Below are 20391 nucleotides of genomic sequence, written 5' to 3'. Positions count from 1 at the left end.
GAGTTGACCGAATTTGTCTGGAGGATCAGGGAAAAGCATACGCACTGAGACATATCTGTACTTACCGTCTTGGTATTTGCAAATCTATCTCGCTGCGAATTGACCCAACCCTGACCTTCTCACTTTAATATCCCTGCTTATCGTTAGCACACGCATACCGATGGAAGCACATAACTGGTGTTTATACGTCAATAAATAATCTTTTAAAATCAAAAATCTAATCAATTAACTTACCAATCGATACCTTTTTGCGCCTTAATCCCACTATCAAATGCATGTTTAATTGGCCGCAACTCACTAACCGTATCCGCAAGATCAATAATGTTACGGTGACAAGCACGCCCAGTGATAACAACGCTTTGATTCTTCGGTCGGCTTTTTAGCGCGATAATCACCTCATCCAGCGCCAAATAGCCGTAGGTAATCATGTAAGTCAACTCATCCAAAATCACCAGCTCATAAGAGGGGTCAGATAACATCCGGCAGCCCTGTTCCCATACCACTTTTGCCGCAAGGGTATCAGCCGCTTTATCTTGTGTATCCCAGGTAAAACCCGTCGCCATAATATGAAACTCGACACCATTGCATTCCAGCAGATTGCGTTCACCATTTTCCCATGCCCCCTTGATAAACTGAAGCGCACCGACCCGCATACCATGCCCCACCGCGCGGGTGGCTGTCCCAAAAGCAGCCGTAGTTTTCCCTTTGCCATTGCCGGTAAATACAATAATGACGCCGCCCGTCTTGGTCGCATCAGCAACACGTGTCTCAACGTGGTCTTTAAGACGTTGCTGCCGTTGTTGATACCGTTCTTCATGCACAATGAAACCCTCAAATAGGAACTATTGCTGGCAACCAGCACATGCCTTCATCTGAATCTGGTCAAAGAAAGAGTTGCCTTTGTCATCCAGCAAAATAAAGGCCGGAAAGTTTCTAACTTCCATTTTCCACACTGCTTCCATTCCCAGCTCGGGGTACTCGATACATTCCAGACTTTTGATGTACTCCTGCGCCAAAATAGCCGCAGAACCGCCGATACTACCCAGATAAAATCCACGGTGTTTCTGACAAGCTTCAGTAACTTGCCGGCTACGGTTGCCTTTTGCCAACATAACCAGGCTGCCACCATGGGATTGGAAGAGATCCACATAAGGATCCATACGCCCACCCGTGGTTGGCCCCATCGAACCTGAAACAAACTCGTCAGGCTTTTTCGCCGGCCCAGCATAATAGACTGGGTGATCTTTCATGTACTGCGGTAACTCTTCTCCCTGCTCTAAGCGCTCTTTCAGCTTAGCGTGAACGATATCGCGCGCCACGATCAGCGGGCCATTAAGTGATACACGGGTAGATACCGGATAACGGGAAAGTTGTTCACGAATTTTATCCATCGGCTGGTTAAGATCGATATTTACCACCGTCCCTTCGTTATTCACTCGCAAATGTTCAGGAATATATTGTTCAGGATGGTGTTCTAATTTTTCGAGCCAGATACCTTCCTGGTTAATTTTGGCTTTAATATTACGGTCAGAAGAACATGAAATAGCCATACCTATTGGGCAGGAACCTCCGTGACGCGGTAAGCGAATAACCCGCACATCGTGAGCAAAATATTTGCCACCAAACTGAGCACCTAAGCCAAATTCACGAGATGCCTGTAGTAATGCCTGTTCGAGTGCCGTATCACGAAACGCCTGACCATATTCGTTACCTTCGGTTGGCAAATTGTCATAATATTTGGTTGAGGCCAGCTTGGCTGTCTTCAGTGTTAATTCCGCAGAGGTTCCGCCAATAACAAAAGCAATGTGATAAGGAGGACATGCCGCGGTTCCCAGCCCTCTCATTTTCTCGATTAAAAAGGCCTTGAGCTTTTTGGGTTCCAGAACAGCTTTTGTTTCCTGGTATAAAGCCGCTTTGTTTGCAGAACCGCCCCCTTTATTCACAAACAGAAAGGTATATTGCGCGCCAGGGGTAGCAAAAATATCGATTTGGCCGGGAAGATTGGTTCCGGTATTCACTTCGGTATACATATCTAACGCCGCATTTTGCGAATGGCGCAGGTTATCGTGACGGAAGGTGTTATAGATGCCACGAGATAAGGCTTGTGTATCATCACTATCAGTCCAAACTCGTTGGCCTTTTTTGGCCACAATAGTCGATGTGCCCGTATCCTGACAATTAGGCAAGACACCTCTAGCTGAGATCTCAGCATTACGTAATAGCTGAAGCGCGACATATTTATCGTTTTCGCTCGCTTGAGGATCATGCAAAATAGCAGCAACTTGCTGTTGATGAGCAGGACGAAGAAAAAAAGAAGCATCATGAAAAGCTTGTTGAGACAGCAATGTCAGTGCTTCCGGCTCAATTTTTAATATGTCTTTATCTTCAACTTTAATAGTAGAAACATACTTATCTGTTAATAAATAATACTCTGTTTGGTCCTCAGAAAGAGGGAATAGCTCTTGATAAAAAAAGTCATTTTTATACATTATATTCACTCAATTAGCTAAATGATAAATAGCGAGCAGAACTGGCCATTAATTACATAAAATTATTAAGTAATAACCGATTAACATACCATATGTGTTACTGAACCATTATTGATGGAATGAAATAAAAAGCAATTGTTCTCTCTGCAACACATAATGCTTATTAGTTAATAAGACTCTAATGACTTTTTTAATTTCAAAAAAACACGCTACTCTCTTAACGAGAATTTTATATTTAATCACTTCACGAACAAGTAATTTATAAAAATTAGTCAACCCACGTTCTTTTCAACTCTTCTTCTTTCGATTTATCGTGGATCCAGCGGCTAAATTTTTGCAAACTCCGTAGCCCTCTTTTTCCGTCCTTATAAGTCAAAACAAAATGGTTTCCGGTGCTCATCGGTAAATCACAAGGAATGACCATATCCCCATTTTCTAAATCTTTATGAATCGCAAAACGAGGTAATAACGCCACCCCAAGGTTGGAACGAACAGCAGAAATCAACATTGATAGCAGATCCAAACGTGGCCCCATCCTGACTTTCGGACTATTAACACCCGACAATGCAAACCAGTCATACCAGGCATCCAAACGTGTTGTTTGATGAAGTAATGTAAATTCTTCCATCAATTGCTCCGCGCGCATCACTTTTTTATCATCACGCCACAACATACGGCTGCAAACAGGGACCAACTCTTCTTCAAACAGATGCTCATTTTGCGCCCAAGGACTACTGAAATCTTCGCGCATAATTGCCGCATCATATTTCAGATTCAAAAAGTCAGCACCTGTGGTAAGTGCAGTTAAATTGAGTACAATTTCCGGATGATCTTCATGAAAACTACTGAGATTAGGAATAAGCCAATGGGTACTAAACGTGGGAGTTACAGCTAATTCCAGCACTTGTTGTGTCGACTGGTAAGACATAATGCTTTGCGTATCTTTTTCCAGTTGTTCTAGTGTATCCCTGACTAAATCGAGGTAATAACGCCCTGCATCATTGAGAAAAATCCGTTTACGAACATGGTGGAATAATGACACGTTAAGGAATTCTTCCAGGGCGGTGATCTGGCGGAAAACGGCACTTTGCGTTAGCGCTAGCTTCTCCGCAGCTCTTGTGTAGCTTTCATATTGAGCTACGGCTTCAAATGTGACTAATAAGTCAGTTTTTGGAATTTTGTAACGCATTGTAACTCACCCATTATTTCATAAAATAATTCGCTAAACGGCCGGTGTTGCCGAGGCAGTTATATTAGAAATATATATCGTATTTTATTGGTTTTTTAACATACACAGTTTTATTTATATGGACATAGTACTCAGTCGTTTTTGTGATAGTCTTCATAATTATAAATAATAAATGTAATGTTACAGTTAAAAACAAAATTAATTAATAAAAACACAACTGATAACAATGCAATTTTAAATTCAAAAGAAAAATTGAACATCATATATTTTGAAGAGTTCATTCCATAAAGTGATTAAATAATGGGAGCAAGGTCAAATATCGGATGTATCTATTCATGGATAATGGCGCGGTATTTTTAAGTTGTTCGTGGCTTATATAATATATTTTTAATAATTAACGTTAAGAAATCATATATGCTAAATAATTCGAGTTGCAGGAAGGCGGCAAGCGAGAAAATCCCGATGAGCTTACACGAGTAAGTGATTCGGGTGAGTGAGTGCAGCCAACGCATATGCAGCTTGAAGTATGACGGGTATAAACCGCATCTGCTATAAAGGTTATTCTAATGAGAATAGGGAAAGTATTGTTAGTTGGTGCGGGTCCAGGGGATGCATCATTAATCACTGTAAAAGGATTGCTTGCCATTCGTGAAGCTCAAGTTCTTGTTCATGACCGTTTAGTCAATTTGGAGTTAATTTCTCAAGCTCCGGCCAATTGCCAGATTATTAATGTCGGAAAAACCTCAAACCACCATCCGGTACCTCAGGAACAGATCAATCAAATCCTCATTAATCATGCTTTAGCGGGCAAGAATGTGGTGCGCCTCAAAGGTGGTGACCCTTACGTGTTTGGCCGTGGTGGTGAGGAAGTTGAAAGTCTTTCGCGCTATCAAATCCCCTTTGAAGTTGTTCCCGGTATCAGTTCTTCTATTGGTGGATTGGCCTATGCCGGTATTCCTGTGACCCATCGCCATTATGCTTCCAGCTTTCATGTGGTCACCGGGCATATGTGTCAGGGAAATGAGCCACAAAATTGGAACGCGTTGGCACAATTAGACGGCACACTGATCGTACTGATGGGCATGACCCGACAAGAAGAAATTTGTCAGTTGTTAATCCAGGGAGGGAAATCACCAGATACCCCCGCTGCCGCAGTGATGTATGCCAGCCATCAACAGCAGAAAATGGCCAAAGGGACACTTAGTACACTGAAAGACGAAATCGCACGTCAAAAGTTGCACGCCCCCGCACTGTTGGTGATTGGCAACGTCGTGAATCTGAGTGATGTTTTGGCTTTTACTGCCCAGCAAACCGATATCAATCATAAGTCACTGTCACCGGCAATATAATGTGCTACCAGCAAAAATATTTTGGCGGTGAGGCTCCCTCGCATGGCTGAAGCGTGCTGCCCCGCCTCTTGCGGTGAATTGCTCCAAGGATGGATCCTCGGTGGAGAAAAACTAATCTCTTGTCCAATAAATTGGTATAGCAGAGTCTCGGTTACACCAGGAAAACCGGGGCGAAATGAGCGGCCACGGATGCGTCAAATGCTTAGGCAAGTCCTGGTGCACTTTGGTGAACCCCCATTGCTGGCAGAGAGCATCTGTATCGAGTTTGAATCAACAATTCCCGTTGCAAAAGGTTTAGCCAGTAGCACCGCTGATATTGCAGCAACAGCCATTGCCACAGCGCGGTTACTTGGGCAATCACTGAGTGACATGGCATTGGCCCGACTCTGCGTCGCGCTCGAGCCAACTGACAGCACCATATTTAAAGCCCTTACCCTGTTTGATCATCAGACGGCACAAACTCAACTGCCATTCTCTTGGTTACCTGATATCGATATTGTGTTGCTTGAAAGTTCACAGACGCTGGTGACAGCAGAATTCCACCAACGAAATCGCCATTCCCTTTTGTTGAAACAAGCACCCAATTTGGCAAAGGCGATGCAGCAATTTCGCCTGGCGAATGAGAGGCGTTGCTGTCATAGGCTTGGGGAGGCAACCACATTGAGTGCTATCGCCAGTGAATCCGCACTGCCTAAACCGCAATTTCGCCAATTACTAGATATTGTTGAACACAGTGGCATTTATGGTTTGAATGTGGCCCATAGTGGTAGCGTTATTGGATTGTTATTTAATCCTCATCAGCATGATCGAGATCGTCTTATTCACACTTTGCATCACAAATCATTAATACAATATTATCCAAAGATACATTTAGTCAAAATAGTGGCTGGCGGGGTGAGTTAATAAATATGCCTCTATTACTAACATTACTAATAACAGTTATTAATCATGATGGTTAAATATATGAGCAGCATCACAATACTGACATAAATAATAATCATACCTGGATCACGCTTTTGATTTAAATATGACTGTCAATTCACATTGCATTTATAGATGGTTATTAAAAATCAACATAAAACAAAAAATAAGGTGATGATTTAATTCGAAATAAATTAAAATCATTTTTTTACAACCTGTTTTTTCAAGATGTTCTGACAATAAATCAATTGTATTTGACTTATCGGAGAAGCACATTACGAACCAATGAAATCCCAGCTAGCCACTATCTGGTTTTATATAGAGCACGTGAATGAAGTAAGTCATGAAAAATATAATAGTTTCATGTGGAAACCTTGTTAATTTTTAACTTTCCACCAAAAAAAATATATGGAATGTAATCTACATAGAGGGCAAAACATGCAAAACCCAACAATTGTTATTGGCGTCATTGGTGCTGATTGCCATGCTGTTGGTAATAAAGTGCTCGACCGGGTATTTACCATGCACAATTTCAGCGTAATTAATCTCGGTGTCATGGTAAGCCAAGATGAATATATTGATGCAGCCATTGAAACCGGCGCTCAGGCCATTGTCGTTTCCTCTATTTATGGACATGGCGAAGTAGATTGCATCGGTATGCGTGAGAACTGTGTTGAACGCGGAATTGGTGAAATATTGCTCTATGTCGGCGGAAACCTGGTTATCGGTAAACATGATTTTTCAGAAATCGAAACCAAGTTCAAAGGAATGGGCTTCAACCGTGTTTTCGCACCCGACACTGATCTGGAATTAGTCTGTTCCCTGATGAAACGCGATATTGAGCGTGTTATGCAGACAGAGGAAGCTGCTGAGGGTATGCAATGATCAGCGTTTCTATCGATATCGGCTCCACCTGGACCAAAGGGGCGGTATTCGAGGTAACAGATGACTCTCATATTGAAGTGAGAAACTACGCATTATCCCCAACGACCCCACACCATTTAGCTGAAGGGTTCTTTTCAGTATTAAATAAGGTGCTGGATGTCCGCGATGCGCGGCCAATGTTGGCTTCAGGAGAGCTCAATATTGATTACTCTTCTTCTGCTAAGGGGGGGCTTGCCGTTGCCGCCATTGGGTTGGTACCCAGTATTACACTTGAGTCAGCTAAGGTCACCGCGCATTCTGCCGGGGCTAAAGTGTCACAGCACTTTGCCTATAACCTGAATAAGTCAGATGTGCGGGCTTTAGAAGTATCACCCCCCGATATCCTGCTATTTACTGGTGGTACTGATGGTGGTGATTATGGCCACGGCTTGTTAAACGCCAAATTGTTAGCTCAATCTAACCTTGAGTGCGCCATTATCTATGCTGGAAATCGTGACCTGCAAGATGATGTGCAAGAGATCCTCGGTGGTAAAGATTTAACCATCGTCGATAACGTGTTACCCAACCTCGATAGCCCGAATCCTCATAGTGCGCGTAAAGCCATTTGCGACATTTTCCTGCATAAAATTGTTAAGGGGAAAGGTTTAGATGTCATCGTCGATCTGACCGGTGAAGAACCCCTGCCAACCCCTTATTCAGTCTTTGAATTGGTACAGCAAATTCGCCAACACGTCCCCGATTGGGAAACCTTCATGCTGATCGATATGGGAGGTGCGACTACCGATGTTTACTCCTCTTATAACAACCATTTACTGCCTGACACCGTCATGCACGGTATCCCTGAGCCACTGATTAAACGCACTGTTGAAGGTGATCTGGGGATGCGCGTTTCAGCACTCAACGCGGGCGAGACTGGCACGATGATGATTGATCACTATTTTGCTCATCAACAAACCAAGATTGATGCTTTTCATCACTATCTAAAATACATCTCCGCCCATCCCGACTATTTGCCCCAGAGCGATGAGGAAATTGTATTCGACCAATTACTCGCCGGAATGTGTATCGGATATGCATCTGAACGCCATGCGGGTACCAAAACGCAGGTTTGTACCTGTGCTGGCAACATTGACCTACAAATTGGGCGCGATTTAACCCAAGTGAAAAAAGTCATCGGTACCGGAGGTTGGCTCTCCCGAGCAGATTCATTTGATATTCATAACTGGCTGAAATATCGAAATTTAGATGATAAAAGCCGGAAAGTGCTGCTCCCTGACCAGTTTGAGTATTACAGAGATACCCAAGGCTTATTCCCCCTGCTCGCTAATGTCTCCCGTCGCTTTCCTAAAGCTGCCGCCCAGACTGGTGTTCGAATTTTGCACAAATAAAAATTGGAGTCATGATGGAACTTCGAAACAAAAAGATTTCTTTAGATGATTTTATGTCCGAGCGCTTTCACGTATTAAAAACCTGGCATACCGGCAAAGATGTTGAGAATTTTGAAGATGGGGTCAAGTATCAACAAACCATTCCTGAGTCGAAAAACTTTGCCAGAGCCTTGTTTGAAGCTGACTGCAACGGCATCACGCTGAGTCAACCTCGTGCAGGGGTAGCGTTAATTGAAGAACACATTGAGCTACTGAAAACACTACAAAAAGATTGCGACCTGTTACCGACCACCATTGATGCTTATACCCGTCTCAATCGCTATGAAGAAGCGGCGGTTGGTATTCAAAAATCCATTGAAGCGGGTACTTCCAAACTCAACGGGTTACCGGTGGTCAATCATGGCGTAAAAGCCTGTCGCCGCATTACCGAGTCCTTATCTAAGCCACTGCAAATTCGGCATGGTACACCCGATGCACGCCTGTTGGCTGAAATCGCGATGGCCAGTGGATTTACCAGCTACGAAGGTGGTGGCATCTCTTACAACATCCCTTATGCAAAACGTGTGACGTTGGAGAAATCCATTCGTGACTGGCAGTACTGCGATCGTTTGATTGGGGTCTATGAAGAACACGGTATTCGTATCAATCGCGAACCATTTGGCCCGCTAACCGGCACCTTGATCCCGCCATTTGTTTCCCATGCAGTTGCCATCATAGAGGGTCTACTAGCACTGGAACAGGGGGTGAAATCCGTCACCGTCGGTTACGGTCAGGTGGGTAATATTGTGCAAGATATTGCTGCAATTCAGTCATTACGCGAACTGGCACATGAGTATTTCCGTGGCAATGGTTACGAAAATTACGAGCTCAGCACAGTATTCCACCAATGGATGGGTGGGTTCCCGGAAGATGAATCTCGTGCCTTCGCGGTGATCTCTTGGGGAGCGGCGGTCGCCGGGATGGCAGGGGCAACTAAAGTAATAACTAAAAGCCCTCATGAAGCCTACGGCATCCCTACTGCTGAGGCTAATGGTCAGGGATTGCGGGCATCCAATCAAATGCTGAACATGGTTCGTGACCAAAAATTCCCACCTTGCGTGGAAGTTGATCGCGAAGTTGCACTGATTAAACGCGAAGTACGCGCCGTCATGGATAAAGTCCTGGAACTGGGCCAAGGCGACATTGCGATAGGGACTGTACGGGCCTTTGAAGCCGGCGTGCTTGATGTACCTTTTGCTCCAGCCACCTGCAACTCCGGCAAGATGATGCCAATCCGTGATAACCACGGCGCAATCCGCGTGTTCGATCCCGGTTCAGTTCCCCTGCCTAAAGATGTGCTGGCACTCCACCATGATTTTATCGCTGAACGCGCTAAAGAAGAGGGACGCATCCCTTCATTCCAAATGATTATTGACGATATTAACGCCGTATCCCACAGCAAATTAATAGGAAGACCATAATGAAAATCAAGCACGCACTATTCACCGCAGGCAACTCATCTTTCTACTTCGATGACCAGCAGGCCATCAAAAATGGTGCGAAATTGGATGGATTTATCTATCAAGGTAAACCTGTAACTGAGGGATTTAGCGCAATTCGTCAGGCGGGTGAATGCGTTAACGTCCAACTAATCTTAGAAAATGGTGCTGTCGCTGTGGGCGATTGTGCTGCCGTACAATACTCAGGTGCCGGTGGCCGTGATCCTTTGTTTATCGCTGCAAATTTTGTTCCTTTCCTGGAAAAACACATCAAACCTCTGCTGGAAGGGCGCGATATCAGTGAATTTCGTCTGAACGCAACCTTCTTTGATGAAGTGACTATTGATGGCAAACCGCTGCATACAGCCATCCGTTATGGTCTTTCTCAGGCATTACTGGATGCAACCGCATTAGCGACTGGCCGTTTAAAAGCAGAAGTGGTGTGCGATGAATGGCATCTGCCATTGGTTGCCAAACCGATCCCTCTGTTTGGTCAAAGCGGTGACGACCGTTATATCGCCGTCGATAAAATGATTCTTAAAGGTGTGGATGTTCTGCCACATGGCCTTATCAATAATGTTGATGAAAAACTGGGGCGTAATGGCGAGAAACTGCGTGAATATGTGAGCTGGTTGGCTAAACGCGTCAGTGATTTGCGCGTCGACCCGAGCTACAAACCGGATTTACATATCGACGTTTACGGCACTATTGGCCTGATTTTCGACATGGATCCGATGCTATGCGCAGAGTACATCGCCAGCTTGCAGGAACAGGCCGGTGAACTGAATTTATATATCGAAGGGCCGGTTGATGCGGGCAATAAACCAGACCAAATCCGTCTGTTAACCGAAATCACCCACAACCTGGAAAAACTGGGTTCGAACGTCAAAATCGTGGCCGACGAATGGTGTAACACCTACCAAGACATCATCGATTTTACTGATGCAGGTAGCTGTCACATGGTGCAGATCAAAACCCCAGACTTGGGCAGTATTCACAACATTGTTGATGCTGTTCTGTATTGCAATAAAAAAGGTATGGAAGCGTATCAAGGCGGTACTTGTAACGAAACCGATATCAGCGCTCGCACCTGCGTACATGTTGCTATCGCCTCCCGGCCAATGCGTATGCTCATCAAACCGGGTATGGGTTTTGATGAAGGGATGAACATTGTGTTCAACGAGATGACTCGCACCATCGCGCAACTGAAGACAAAGGCTAACTGATATGTCTAAAACTTTTAAAATCCTATCGCCAACAGCCATTCTGGGATATGGATTTCCAGAAGAAAGCTTTATAAGGGCGATGGAGGAATCACCTGATTTAATCGCCGTAGACGCGGGTTCCTCTGATCCCGGCCCGCACTATCTGGGTTCAGGCAAACCATTTACCGATCGGGCGGGAGTCAAACGGGATCTGCGCTATATGATAACCGCAGGTGTCAAACAGGGCATTCCGGTGGTTATCGGCACCGCAGGGGGATCAGGGGCTGCACCGCATTTGGAATGGTGTCGCCAGATCATTTTAGAAATTGCCCAAGAGGAGTCGCTAAACTTTACTCTGGCGGTTATTCCAGCTGACGTGAGTAAAGAAGCAGTTCATGCAGCCCTTGATGCTGGCAAAATTCAGGCGCTGGATTTTGTCCCTGAATTGACTCATGAAGCCATTGATGCAACCACTTATATCGTTGCGCAAATGGGAATTGAGCCTTTCCAGGAAGCATTACAGGCTGGCGCACAAGTGGTGTTAGGTGGCCGTGCTTATGACCCCGCATGCTTCGCCGCGCTCCCTATCATGATGGGGTTCGATGAAGGCCTGGCGTTACATTGCGGCAAGATTCTGGAGTGCGCTGCCATTGCAGCAACACCAGGTTCAGGTTCTGACTGTGCCATGGGTATTCTGGATGAAACCGGTTTTACGTTGAAGACCTTCAACGAGAAGCGCCAGTTCACTGAAACCTCTGCTGCCGCACATACATTATATGAAAAATCAGATCCTTACTTCTTGCCTGGCCCCGGTGGGGCATTGAATCTGAAAGCATGTAACTTTAAAGATGTGGGTAATGGTCAGGTGCGTGTCACTGGATCGGTACATGAACATACGCCCTACACCGTGAAGCTGGAAGGTGCTCGTCCGGTGGGTTATCGCACGCTAAGTATTGCCGGTACTCGTGACTCGATTATGATTGCCGACATCGATAACATCTTGCTGGAAGTGCGCAAAAGTGTGGAAAAAAATCTGAGTATCGAGCCAGACTCAGTGCAGCTTAATTTTCATCTGTACGGCAAAAATGGCGTGATGGGAAAAATGGAGCCAGAGCCGGATACCACATCTTATGAATTGGGTATTCTGCTTGATGTTGTGGCTCCGTCTCAAGCGACAGCCGACAGCATTTGCTCACTGGCCCGCTCTACCTTGCTTCATTATGGCTATGCTGGCCGTATTGCAACCGCAGGTAATTTAGCTTTCCCATTTTCCCCATCAGATATTAGGGCCGGTCTGGTTTATGAATTCTCCATTTATCACTTAATGGAATACACACCAGAGATTGCCTTTAAGTTTCGGCTGGAAAATGTCACAGCAGAAGGAGTGATGGCATGAAAATATCAATTCTAGATTTAGCTCATGTCGTCAGATCAAAAAATGCCGGGCCATATGAATTAGTGCTAGATATTTTGTTTAAGGATAAAGATATATATTCATCCATTAAAACATCCGGCCAATTTAAAAAAGAGCTAATAGCAGGGCTTTATAAAATTGAACCTGCCCTTGTTCATCGTATTGTTTGGTTTGATCCGGCCAACGCCGTCAAAATAGTTATGCCGCGTAGCCTGGTATCTGGTGCCGTAGGCGACACTGACGTCTATGGAGCCCAACAACATGCACCATTATTGAAACTTGAGTTCAATATTTAGTTTTTCATTAGTTGTAACCGTAGAACATATTTCCTAAATCATCCGGTGCATTGTGCTGCGCTATGTGCTTCGCCCTGCACCGTTTTCAATATACCGATAAATACAGCATCATTAAATGACTTTAGAAAAACAATACCACCCTACTTATAAATGGAATCATTATGAAATCAAAAAATTTGACCACAATGATCATATTGGGTCTGATAATAGGTATTATTGTCGGGTTTTTAATAAACTCCTTTAGCAGCCCTGATTTTGCAAAGTCGTACTCTTCTGAAATATCTATTTTCACCGATATATTCCTACGATTGATCAAAATGATCATTGCCCCGTTAATCATCTCAACATTAGTGGTTGGGATTGCCAAAATGGGTGATGCCAAAACATTAGGGCGCGTTTTCTCAAAAACACTGTTCCTGTTCATTTGCGCAGCATTCATTTCCATTCTACTCGGTCTCGTGGTGGTTAACCTCTTAAGACCGGGTGATGGTATTAACTTCGTGGCCGCAACCGCCAGCGCTGTGGATGGTATTGCACCGGTTCCATTCTCTGCGAAGGTCTTTATCTCACATGCCATTCCAACCAGTATTGTTGACGCAATGGCACGCAATGAAATCCTGCAAATTGTCGTCTTCTCCATTTTCATGGGGATTAGCCTTTCCGCCATTGGTGAAAAAGCACAACCGATTGTTTCCGTATTAGATTCACTGGCTCACTTGATGCTGAAACTCACAGGCTACGTCATGCTATTTGCGCCATTGACTGTATTTGCCGCCATATCCGCGATGATTTCTGAACGTGGTTTAAGCGTATTGATCAGTGCCGGTATTTTTATGGGTGAGTTCTATCTGACCCTGGGCCTGTTGTGGCTTATTTTAATTGGCTGTTCAATTCTTCTGATTGGTCGCTGTACGCTTCGATTAATAAAAGGTATCAGTGAACCGGCATTGTTAGCTTTTACCACTTCAAGTTCTGAAGCCGCCTTCCCCGGCACATTAGAAAAACTGGAAGAGTTCGGCGTTTCTAACAAAATTGCCAGTTTTGTTCTCCCTATCGGTTACTCATTCAACCTGGTAGGTTCAATGGCATATTGCTCATTTGCAGTCATATTTATTGCTCAGGCATGTAATATTCATCTGAGCATGGGCGAGCAAATCACCATGTTGTTAATTCTGATGCTGACCTCTAAAGGTATGGCGGGTGTGCCGCGCGCGTCATTAGTGGTTATCGCAGCCACTCTCAGCCAATTTAATATCCCGGAAGCTGGCTTGATTCTATTAATGGGTGTTGATCCCTTCCTCGATATGGGTCGTTCAGCCACTAACGTGATGAGTAATGCGGTTGGTGCAGCACTGGTTGGGCGTTGGGAAGGTGAACATTATGGTGACGGTTGCCGTGGTGTGGCGAAAATAGGTACCGAAACGGTAGTCATCCAAGAAGCCGTCGCCGTTCAAGAGAGTTTCACTCTTGAGGCGCAAGCTAAATAACGCCACCTAAGCCTTTACGCCACATCAGGGAAACAAAACCCCAGGCTTATATAAGCCTGGGGCCGATGGCTGATTAGCAAACGCTATGATCTCGGTTTGGCCGCCAGTGCCTGCGCACAGGCCCAGGCAGAGCTCCAGGCCCATTGGAAGTTATAACCCCCTAGCCAGCCAGTGACATCAACCACCTCGCCAATAAAGTACAGCCCAGGCACTTTATGAGCTTCCATGGTTTTGGAAGAGAGCTCTTGGGTATCGACGCCACCCATCGTGACCTCAGCAGTACGATAGCCTTCTGTTCCATTAGGTTGTACCCGCCACTGTTGCAGGTTTGCCACCAACGCAGCCTGTTGCGGTACATTTAACTGCTTCAAGGTGACATCCGGCAGTTGTTCCAGCGTCTGTAGACATTCCACCAACCGCTTAGGTAACAGTTGAGCCAGCGTGTTCTTCAACGTCTGATTGGGGTGAACTTGCCGCTCATTGTTCAGAAATTCGTCTAAATCAGTATCAGGAAGTAAGTTAATGCTCACATACTCGCCAGCCTGCCAATAGCTTGAAAGTTGTAAAATAGCTGGGCCAGAAAGACCACGATGGGTAAATAAAATACTCTCACGGAAACTGACACCATTCTCTGCCGTCACCACCGCTGGGACTGAAACACCCGAAAGTGTTTGTAGATGATCTAACAAAGGCTTATGCAACGTGAAAGGAACCAGTGCTGCGCGGGTCGGTAATACTTTCAAACCAAACTGTTCTGCCAACTTATAGCCGAAGGGAGAGGCTCCCAATCCGGGCATAGACAATCCACCTGAAGCCACCACAAGTGAGTGAGCGCTCACTTTCAAATCATTAACCTGCAACACGAAACCCGTTTCGGTTTTTTCAACTGACAACACATCGCTGCGTAATCGAATCGTGACTTGCCCCAATTCGCACTCTTTCAGTAAAAGCTCAACCACTTGTTGGGCTGAATCATCACAAAACAGTTGCCCTAGCGTTTTTTCATGCCAGGCGATGTTATAGCGATTCATCAGGTCAATGAAATCCCATTGGGTGTAACGTGCTAAAGCAGATTTACAGAAATGAGGGTTTTGTGAGAGGTAAGCTGCGGGTTCGACAAACATATTGGTAAAGTTACAGCGGCCACCACCGGACATCAGGATCTTACGCCCAGCTTTTTTGCCATTATCCACCAAGAGTACCCGGCACCCGGCTTGCCCAGCTTGAGCTGCACAAAACAGGCCCGCAGCACCTGCGCCTATCACTACCACATCAAACTGTTCCACACTGGGCCTCACTGAGTAAAATCATCATCACTGCAAAAGTGTCCGTTTTTTTTCGCCAGGTCGCATGCTATTTGTTCATTCAACCGACAAATTAGCGGCGGGAGATTGTAAGTCGCCCACTCTCAGGAAGCTATAGTAAGAAAATGTCTCATAGAGTAAAACTAAGTAACCTGCTGATATAACATGCATATGTTGTTAAAAATGGCGAATTCATCCGCGGTCATGTCAAAAAAAGGTCATATTTTCCTTTTCCCCACCCCCCATTGTCACTGATAATGCGCCGCGTTCATGTCCACAAACTGGCGTAACGCTTATGCTACATCTTTTCGCTGGCCTGGATTTCCATACCGGCCTAATGTTAGTTCTTGCTTTGTTGTTTGTGCTGTTTTACGAAGCCATCAATGGTTTTCATGACACAGCCAATGCGGTTGCAACCGTAATATATACCCGCGCCATGCGTTCACAGGTGGCTGTCGTGATGGCAGGGGTGTTTAACTTCCTCGGCGTGATGCTGGGTGGTTTGAGCGTGGCTTATGCCATTGTTCACTTACTGCCTACTGATCTGCTGTTAAATGTCAGTTCGGCACATGGGTTGGCGATGGTCTTCTCTATGCTGCTGGCGGCGATCATCTGGAATTTGGGCACTTGGTATTTCGGTATCCCAGCCTCCAGTTCGCATACGCTGATTGGTGCAATCATCGGTATTGGTTTAACCAATGCATTAATGACCAGTACATCTGTAGTAGATGCACTGAACGTTCCTAAGATGATTCAAATCTTCCTGTCTTTAATCCTGTCCCCGATTGTGGGTCTGGTTATTGCCGGTTTGATGGTGTTCCTGTTACGTCGTTACTGGAATGGAACCAAGAAGCAGCAACGTATTCACCTGACACCTGCTGAACGTGAAAAGAAAGACGGTAAACGTAAACCGCCATTCTGGACCCGTACTGCCCTGATCCTATCGGCTATTGGCGTGAGTTTCTCTCATGGCGCTAACGATGGTCAGAAAGGGATTGGCTTGATCATGCTGGTATTAATCGGCGTGGCTCCGGCTGGGTTTGTCGTGAATATGAATGCAACAGGCTATGATATTGCCCGCACCCGCGATGCAGTGACTCATCTGCAACAATATTATCAGCAGCATGTTGAAGCATTGCCTCATGCTGTCGCGCTGAAGCCACTGGTACCGACACCAGATACATTGCCAAACACCCCAGAACAGTTCCACTGTGATAGTTCACGCGCCATGATAGCAATTGATCATGCACAGACGCTGTTAGCGAATTTGCAAAGCTATGACGACCTGACGGTCGATCAACGTAGCCATATGCGCCGCTTGCTGATGTGTGTTGCTGAGACCGCTGGGGCCGTTGCCAAACTGCCAGAAACCAGTGCTCAAGACCGCCGTTTCCTCAATAATCTGCGTACAGATTTGTTAGAAACCGTGGAATATGCACCAACCTGGATTATCGTTGCCGTCGCTCTGGCCCTGTCTTTGGGTACCATGGTTGGCTGGAAACGTGTTGCAGTGACTATCGGTGAGAAAATCGGTAAGAAAGGCATGACCTACGCACAAGGGGTTTCTGCCCAGATGACTGCGGCGGTCTCCATCGGTATTGCGAGTTATACCGGTATGCCAGTATCGACAACTCAAGTGCTCTCATCAGCGGTTGCCGGCACCATGTTGGTGGATGGCGGTGGTGTACAGAGTAAGACGGTGAAGAACATTATGTTGGCGTGGGTCTTAACCTTGCCAATCTCAATTCTTCTTTCCGGCGGGTTGTACTGGATCGCGTTGAAATTTATCTAAATCCAGCGAAATAGTCATACTCAAATTGAGCAAACTCGAATTTGAGATAAATAAAAAGGCGGCCTTATTGGTCGCCTTTTTACCTATTTTTATGCCAAAAGTTCATACTAATACCACAATATTAAGCCCACCAGACTGACCATAACCAAACCACATAACGCGCTGGTCAGCATAAACTGTCCACGTAGCCTCTCACAACGGCGGATAAATTCCGGGTCATGATGATCAAGATAACGTTGAGCAAAGATATAACCGACTAATCTAATCTGTTTGCTCGGCTGACCGTGAGAGGTGAAAAATCCACCGCCATCAACGTATTGATACAGCAACGGGTCGCAACCACGTAATACCACTAACAAAGCACGCAGTGATGAATAATAACGTGCCATATTAATTACACATACCACACACAAAGCCCAAAAAAGCGCGACGGTACTGATCATAATCATCCTCCCAGCGATATCACACGCACCAGATCCATTCCCCTGAACCCTTGCGCCATCGCTCACTCTAGCCGATACAAACACCCCCAGGGCCTCAAAAGCCACCCCCTATTGTTCGCTCACTGATGGTGACTCGATGTGATATTCACTCGACACACTATCCGAACGTGTTGAACTCCCTTTATGAGTGTAGGAAATGAAATGAGAAATAGCCTGATAATCTCTAAATTAAGCCAAATTGGGTGTTTGTTAAGTATCGATTAGTATTAACTTATAACGAACTTTGCTCTCTATAAAATGCGGGTTGCACCCGAAAACAGTGTCTAAATATTAATCTTTCTTAACTGATTTATGTAAATCAAACAGCCATTATTTTTAGGTTATATTTGCATCACAAATATGAAATTCCCCACATCATGCTATCTGAACAGCGCTATACTTAGGATAATGATCTGCTTTAAATTCAATCAGTGCGACGATATATTAGGGCCATGCGCGGTAGAGTTTGGTCAGTTTTTGGTGTAAAAAGACAGACACTGACTTTAGTGATCATCATCAAAACAGTGTGTTGTGATCCGTGAAACACTTCGGTTAGGGGTCATAATGGTACTATGTAGATATCGCGTTAGCACCCGTTCAACAGGTTGAATGTTTGCTTACCCATTAATTAACATTATGGAAGGAGTTTACTTATGGCTTACAAACACATTCTGATTGCGGTTGACCTATCTCCGGAAAGTAAGGTGTTGGTGGAAAAAGCGGTTTCAATGGCCAGACCGTACAATGCCAAAGTTTCCCTGATCCATGTCGATGTAAACTACTCAGATCTCTATACCGGCCTGATCGACGTTAATCTTGGCGATATGCAGAAACGCATTTCTGAAGAAACACACAATGCGTTGACCGAGCTTTCTCAAAACGCAGGCTATCCAATTGAACAAACGCTGAGTGGTAGTGGCGATTTGGGTCAGGTACTGGTTGATGCCATTAAAAAATACGATATGGACTTGGTATTATGTGGCCATCATCAGGATTTCTGGAGCAAGTTGATGTCTTCAGCACGCCAACTGATCAACACCGTACATGTCGATATGCTCATCGTACCACTGCGCGATGATGAAAATGGTGAAGACGATTAAGCTACATAAACCACACTAGCTTAGCATTATCACCTCTCACGCCCGCCTTTCGCGGGCGTTTTTTATGCTGAACCCCACCCTCACCCTATATTTCCTCACATTAATAACCCTGCTAAGTTTTTGTCAAAATCCCTTGCGGCATGAATATAAACCAGTGATATAGTCGAAGATGCACAACATCGTCTCCTCACTATTTTGGATAATAATAATAGGCCGCAAAAATCTGTCAGGAGAGTCTTAATTGGTACAAGGAATTATTAGTGATGAATGCTTTAACCTCTCTGGAGTCATTTTTAGAATCTTTACAACAACGTGATGCCAACCAACCAGAATATCTCCAAGCCGTACGTGAAGTTTTCACGTCACTTTGGCCCTTTCTGGAGCAAAACCCTCATTACCGAGAACAGAGCCTACTGGAACGTTTAGTCGAACCGGAACGCGTCATCCAATTTCGCGTTGCCTGGACTGACGATCAAGGAAAGGTACAGGTTAACCGTGCATGGCGTGTTCAGTTTAACTCCGCGATTGGCCCCTATAAGGGCGGGATGCGCTTCCATCCATCAGTAAACTTATCCATCCTTAAGTTCCTGGGTTTTGAACAGACCTTTAAAAATGCCCTGACAACACTGCCAATGGGCGGGGGCAAAGGCGGCTCTGATTTTAATCCGAAAGGGAAAAGTCAGGCTGAAGTGATGCGTTTTTGTCAGGCGTTGATGACCGAGCTTTTCCGTCATCTTGGTCCGGATACTGATGTTCCTGCGGGTGACATTGGTGTTGGCGGCCGTGAAGTAGCCTTTATGTCCGGCATGATGAAGAAACTGTCTAATAACACCGCCTGTGTTTTCACCGGTAAAGGGCTTTCCTTCGGCGGCAGTCTGATTCGCCCGGAAGCGACCGGTTACGGTTTGGTTTATTTCACCGACGCGATGCTAAAACGTCACGGTTTAGGTTTTGAAGGTAGAAAAGTTTCTGTTTCCGGTGCCGGTAACGTAGCCCAATATACTATCGAAAAAGCCATGGAACTGGGTGCTAAGGTCATTACTGCTTCTGATTCCGGCGGCACAGTGGTTGATGAAGCCGGTTTCACACCGGAAAAACTGGCCCATTTAGCTGAGATTAAAAACAAACGTTATGGCCGTATTGAAGATTATGCGCGCGAACGTAATCTGGTTTATTTAGCCGACCAACAACCGTGGAATGTGCCGGTTGATATCGCCCTGCCATGTGCAACACAAAACGAGCTGGACTTACCTGCCGCCCGCCAGCTCATTGCCAATGGGGTTAAAGCCGTGGCCGAAGGCGCTAATATGCCAACGACCATTCAGGCTACTGATGCTTTTCTCGATGCCGGTGTACTGTTTGCACCAGGTAAAGCCGCCAATGCCGGTGGTGTTGCAACCTCTGGCCTGGAAATGGCACAGAATGCGGCTCGCCTGAGCTGGAAGTCAGAGAAAGTTGATGTCCGCTTGCATCACATCATGCTGGATATTCACCAATCTTGTGTCGAATATGGCGGAGAAGGTAAGCAAACTCACTATGTTCATGGCGCTAATATTGCCGCCTTTGTCAAAGTGGCCGATGCTATGCTGGCCCAAGGCGTGCTGTAAATAAT

General features: G+C 45.4%; 17 protein-coding genes. 12 read left to right on the top strand and 5 right to left on the bottom strand.

Going from position 1 to position 20391, the window contains the following annotated elements; genetic code table 11:
- Positions 1-230: 230 nt before the first annotated feature.
- From cobO to QSV56_RS13310, 3 genes are all read right to left on the bottom strand, one after another.
- On the bottom strand, positions 231-821 hold the full coding sequence (gene cobO / locus QSV56_RS13320; RefSeq protein WP_046694406.1) for a cob(I)yrinic acid a,c-diamide adenosyltransferase: 591 nt from the start codon (positions 819-821) through the stop codon (positions 231-233).
- A 21-nt stretch (positions 822-842) separates the two neighbouring features.
- Positions 843-2489 (bottom strand): fumarate hydratase, encoded by a 1647-nt coding sequence (locus tag QSV56_RS13315; protein ID WP_046694405.1) that lies wholly within the window; start codon positions 2487-2489, stop codon positions 843-845.
- A gap of 268 nt (positions 2490-2757) precedes the next feature.
- Positions 2758-3678, bottom strand: a complete 921-nt coding sequence (locus QSV56_RS13310; RefSeq protein ID WP_005157417.1) for a LysR substrate-binding domain-containing protein — start codon at positions 3676-3678, stop codon at positions 2758-2760.
- Positions 3679-4244: 566 nt separating this feature from the next.
- On the opposite strand from QSV56_RS13310, the gene cobA reads away from it, so the two are divergent.
- From cobA to QSV56_RS13265, 9 genes are all read left to right on the top strand, one after another.
- Positions 4245-5027 carry a uroporphyrinogen-III C-methyltransferase gene (gene cobA, locus QSV56_RS13305; RefSeq protein ID WP_046694404.1) on the top strand — a complete coding sequence of 261 codons (783 nt, stop codon included), beginning with the start codon at positions 4245-4247 and terminating at the stop codon, positions 5025-5027.
- 42 nt (positions 5028-5069) lie between these two features.
- A complete protein-coding gene (locus QSV56_RS13300; RefSeq protein ID WP_032901220.1) occupies positions 5070-5930 on the top strand; it encodes a GHMP kinase in 861 nt (286 codons plus the stop codon).
- A gap of 456 nt (positions 5931-6386) precedes the next feature.
- Positions 6387-6833, top strand: coding sequence for a methylaspartate mutase subunit S (gene glmS, locus QSV56_RS13295; protein WP_019081590.1), 447 nt, complete (start codon positions 6387-6389; stop codon positions 6831-6833).
- Entirely contained in the window at positions 6830-8221 is a 1392-nt protein-coding gene (glmL, locus tag QSV56_RS13290) for a methylaspartate mutase accessory protein GlmL (protein ID WP_019084123.1), read from the top strand. The genes glmS and glmL overlap by 4 nt, the downstream gene beginning before the upstream one ends.
- A gap of 14 nt (positions 8222-8235) precedes the next feature.
- On the top strand, positions 8236-9681 hold the full coding sequence (locus QSV56_RS13285) for a methylaspartate mutase subunit E (protein WP_019081592.1): 1446 nt from the start codon (positions 8236-8238) through the stop codon (positions 9679-9681).
- Positions 9681-10925, top strand: a complete 1245-nt coding sequence (locus QSV56_RS13280) for a methylaspartate ammonia-lyase (protein ID WP_019081593.1) — start codon at positions 9681-9683, stop codon at positions 10923-10925. The genes QSV56_RS13285 and QSV56_RS13280 overlap by 1 nt, the downstream gene beginning before the upstream one ends.
- 1 nt (position 10926) lies before the next feature.
- Positions 10927-12300, top strand: a complete 1374-nt coding sequence (locus tag QSV56_RS13275) for an acyclic terpene utilization AtuA family protein (protein ID WP_046051866.1) — start codon at positions 10927-10929, stop codon at positions 12298-12300.
- The gene (locus QSV56_RS13270; RefSeq protein ID WP_046694401.1) at positions 12297-12614 is read left to right on the top strand and encodes a DUF4387 domain-containing protein; all 318 of its coding nucleotides are present in this window, start codon (positions 12297-12299) and stop codon (positions 12612-12614) included. The genes QSV56_RS13275 and QSV56_RS13270 overlap by 4 nt, the downstream gene beginning before the upstream one ends.
- Positions 12615-12775: 161 nt before the next feature.
- Positions 12776-14101: a dicarboxylate/amino acid:cation symporter gene (locus QSV56_RS13265; RefSeq protein WP_046694400.1), complete on the top strand. Its 1326-nt coding sequence runs from the start codon at positions 12776-12778 to the stop codon at positions 14099-14101.
- 83 nt (positions 14102-14184) lie between these two features.
- Here QSV56_RS13265 and QSV56_RS13260 read toward each other — a convergent pair whose 3' ends face one another.
- Complete coding sequence (locus QSV56_RS13260) at positions 14185-15387, bottom strand: NAD(P)/FAD-dependent oxidoreductase (RefSeq protein ID WP_019081595.1); 1203 nt, start codon at positions 15385-15387, stop codon at positions 14185-14187.
- Positions 15388-15700: 313 nt separating this feature from the next.
- Between QSV56_RS13260 and pitA the strand changes: the two genes are divergently transcribed.
- Positions 15701-17197 carry an inorganic phosphate transporter PitA gene (pitA, locus tag QSV56_RS13255; protein ID WP_005157393.1) on the top strand — a complete coding sequence of 499 codons (1497 nt, stop codon included), beginning with the start codon at positions 15701-15703 and terminating at the stop codon, positions 17195-17197.
- Between the two features lie 107 nt (positions 17198-17304).
- Here pitA and uspB read toward each other — a convergent pair whose 3' ends face one another.
- A complete protein-coding gene (gene uspB / locus QSV56_RS13250) occupies positions 17305-17640 on the bottom strand; it encodes a universal stress protein UspB (protein ID WP_026018074.1) in 336 nt (111 codons plus the stop codon).
- A 692-nt stretch (positions 17641-18332) separates the two neighbouring features.
- On the opposite strand from uspB, the gene uspA reads away from it, so the two are divergent.
- Positions 18333-18779: a universal stress protein UspA gene (gene uspA, locus QSV56_RS13245; RefSeq protein WP_005157389.1), complete on the top strand. Its 447-nt coding sequence runs from the start codon at positions 18333-18335 to the stop codon at positions 18777-18779.
- 263 nt (positions 18780-19042) lie between these two features.
- Entirely contained in the window at positions 19043-20386 is a 1344-nt protein-coding gene (gene gdhA / locus QSV56_RS13240; RefSeq protein ID WP_019081597.1) for an NADP-specific glutamate dehydrogenase, read from the top strand.
- The last annotated feature ends 5 nt before the right edge of the window (positions 20387-20391 follow it).

The sequence above is a fragment of the Yersinia sp. 22-579 genome (assembly GCF_030433455.1).
GTDB classification, from domain to species: Bacteria; Pseudomonadota; Gammaproteobacteria; order Enterobacterales; family Enterobacteriaceae; genus Yersinia; species Yersinia enterocolitica.
The sequence above is the reverse complement of the archived record's forward strand: the minus strand, read 5'-3'. Positions and strand labels throughout refer to the sequence as shown.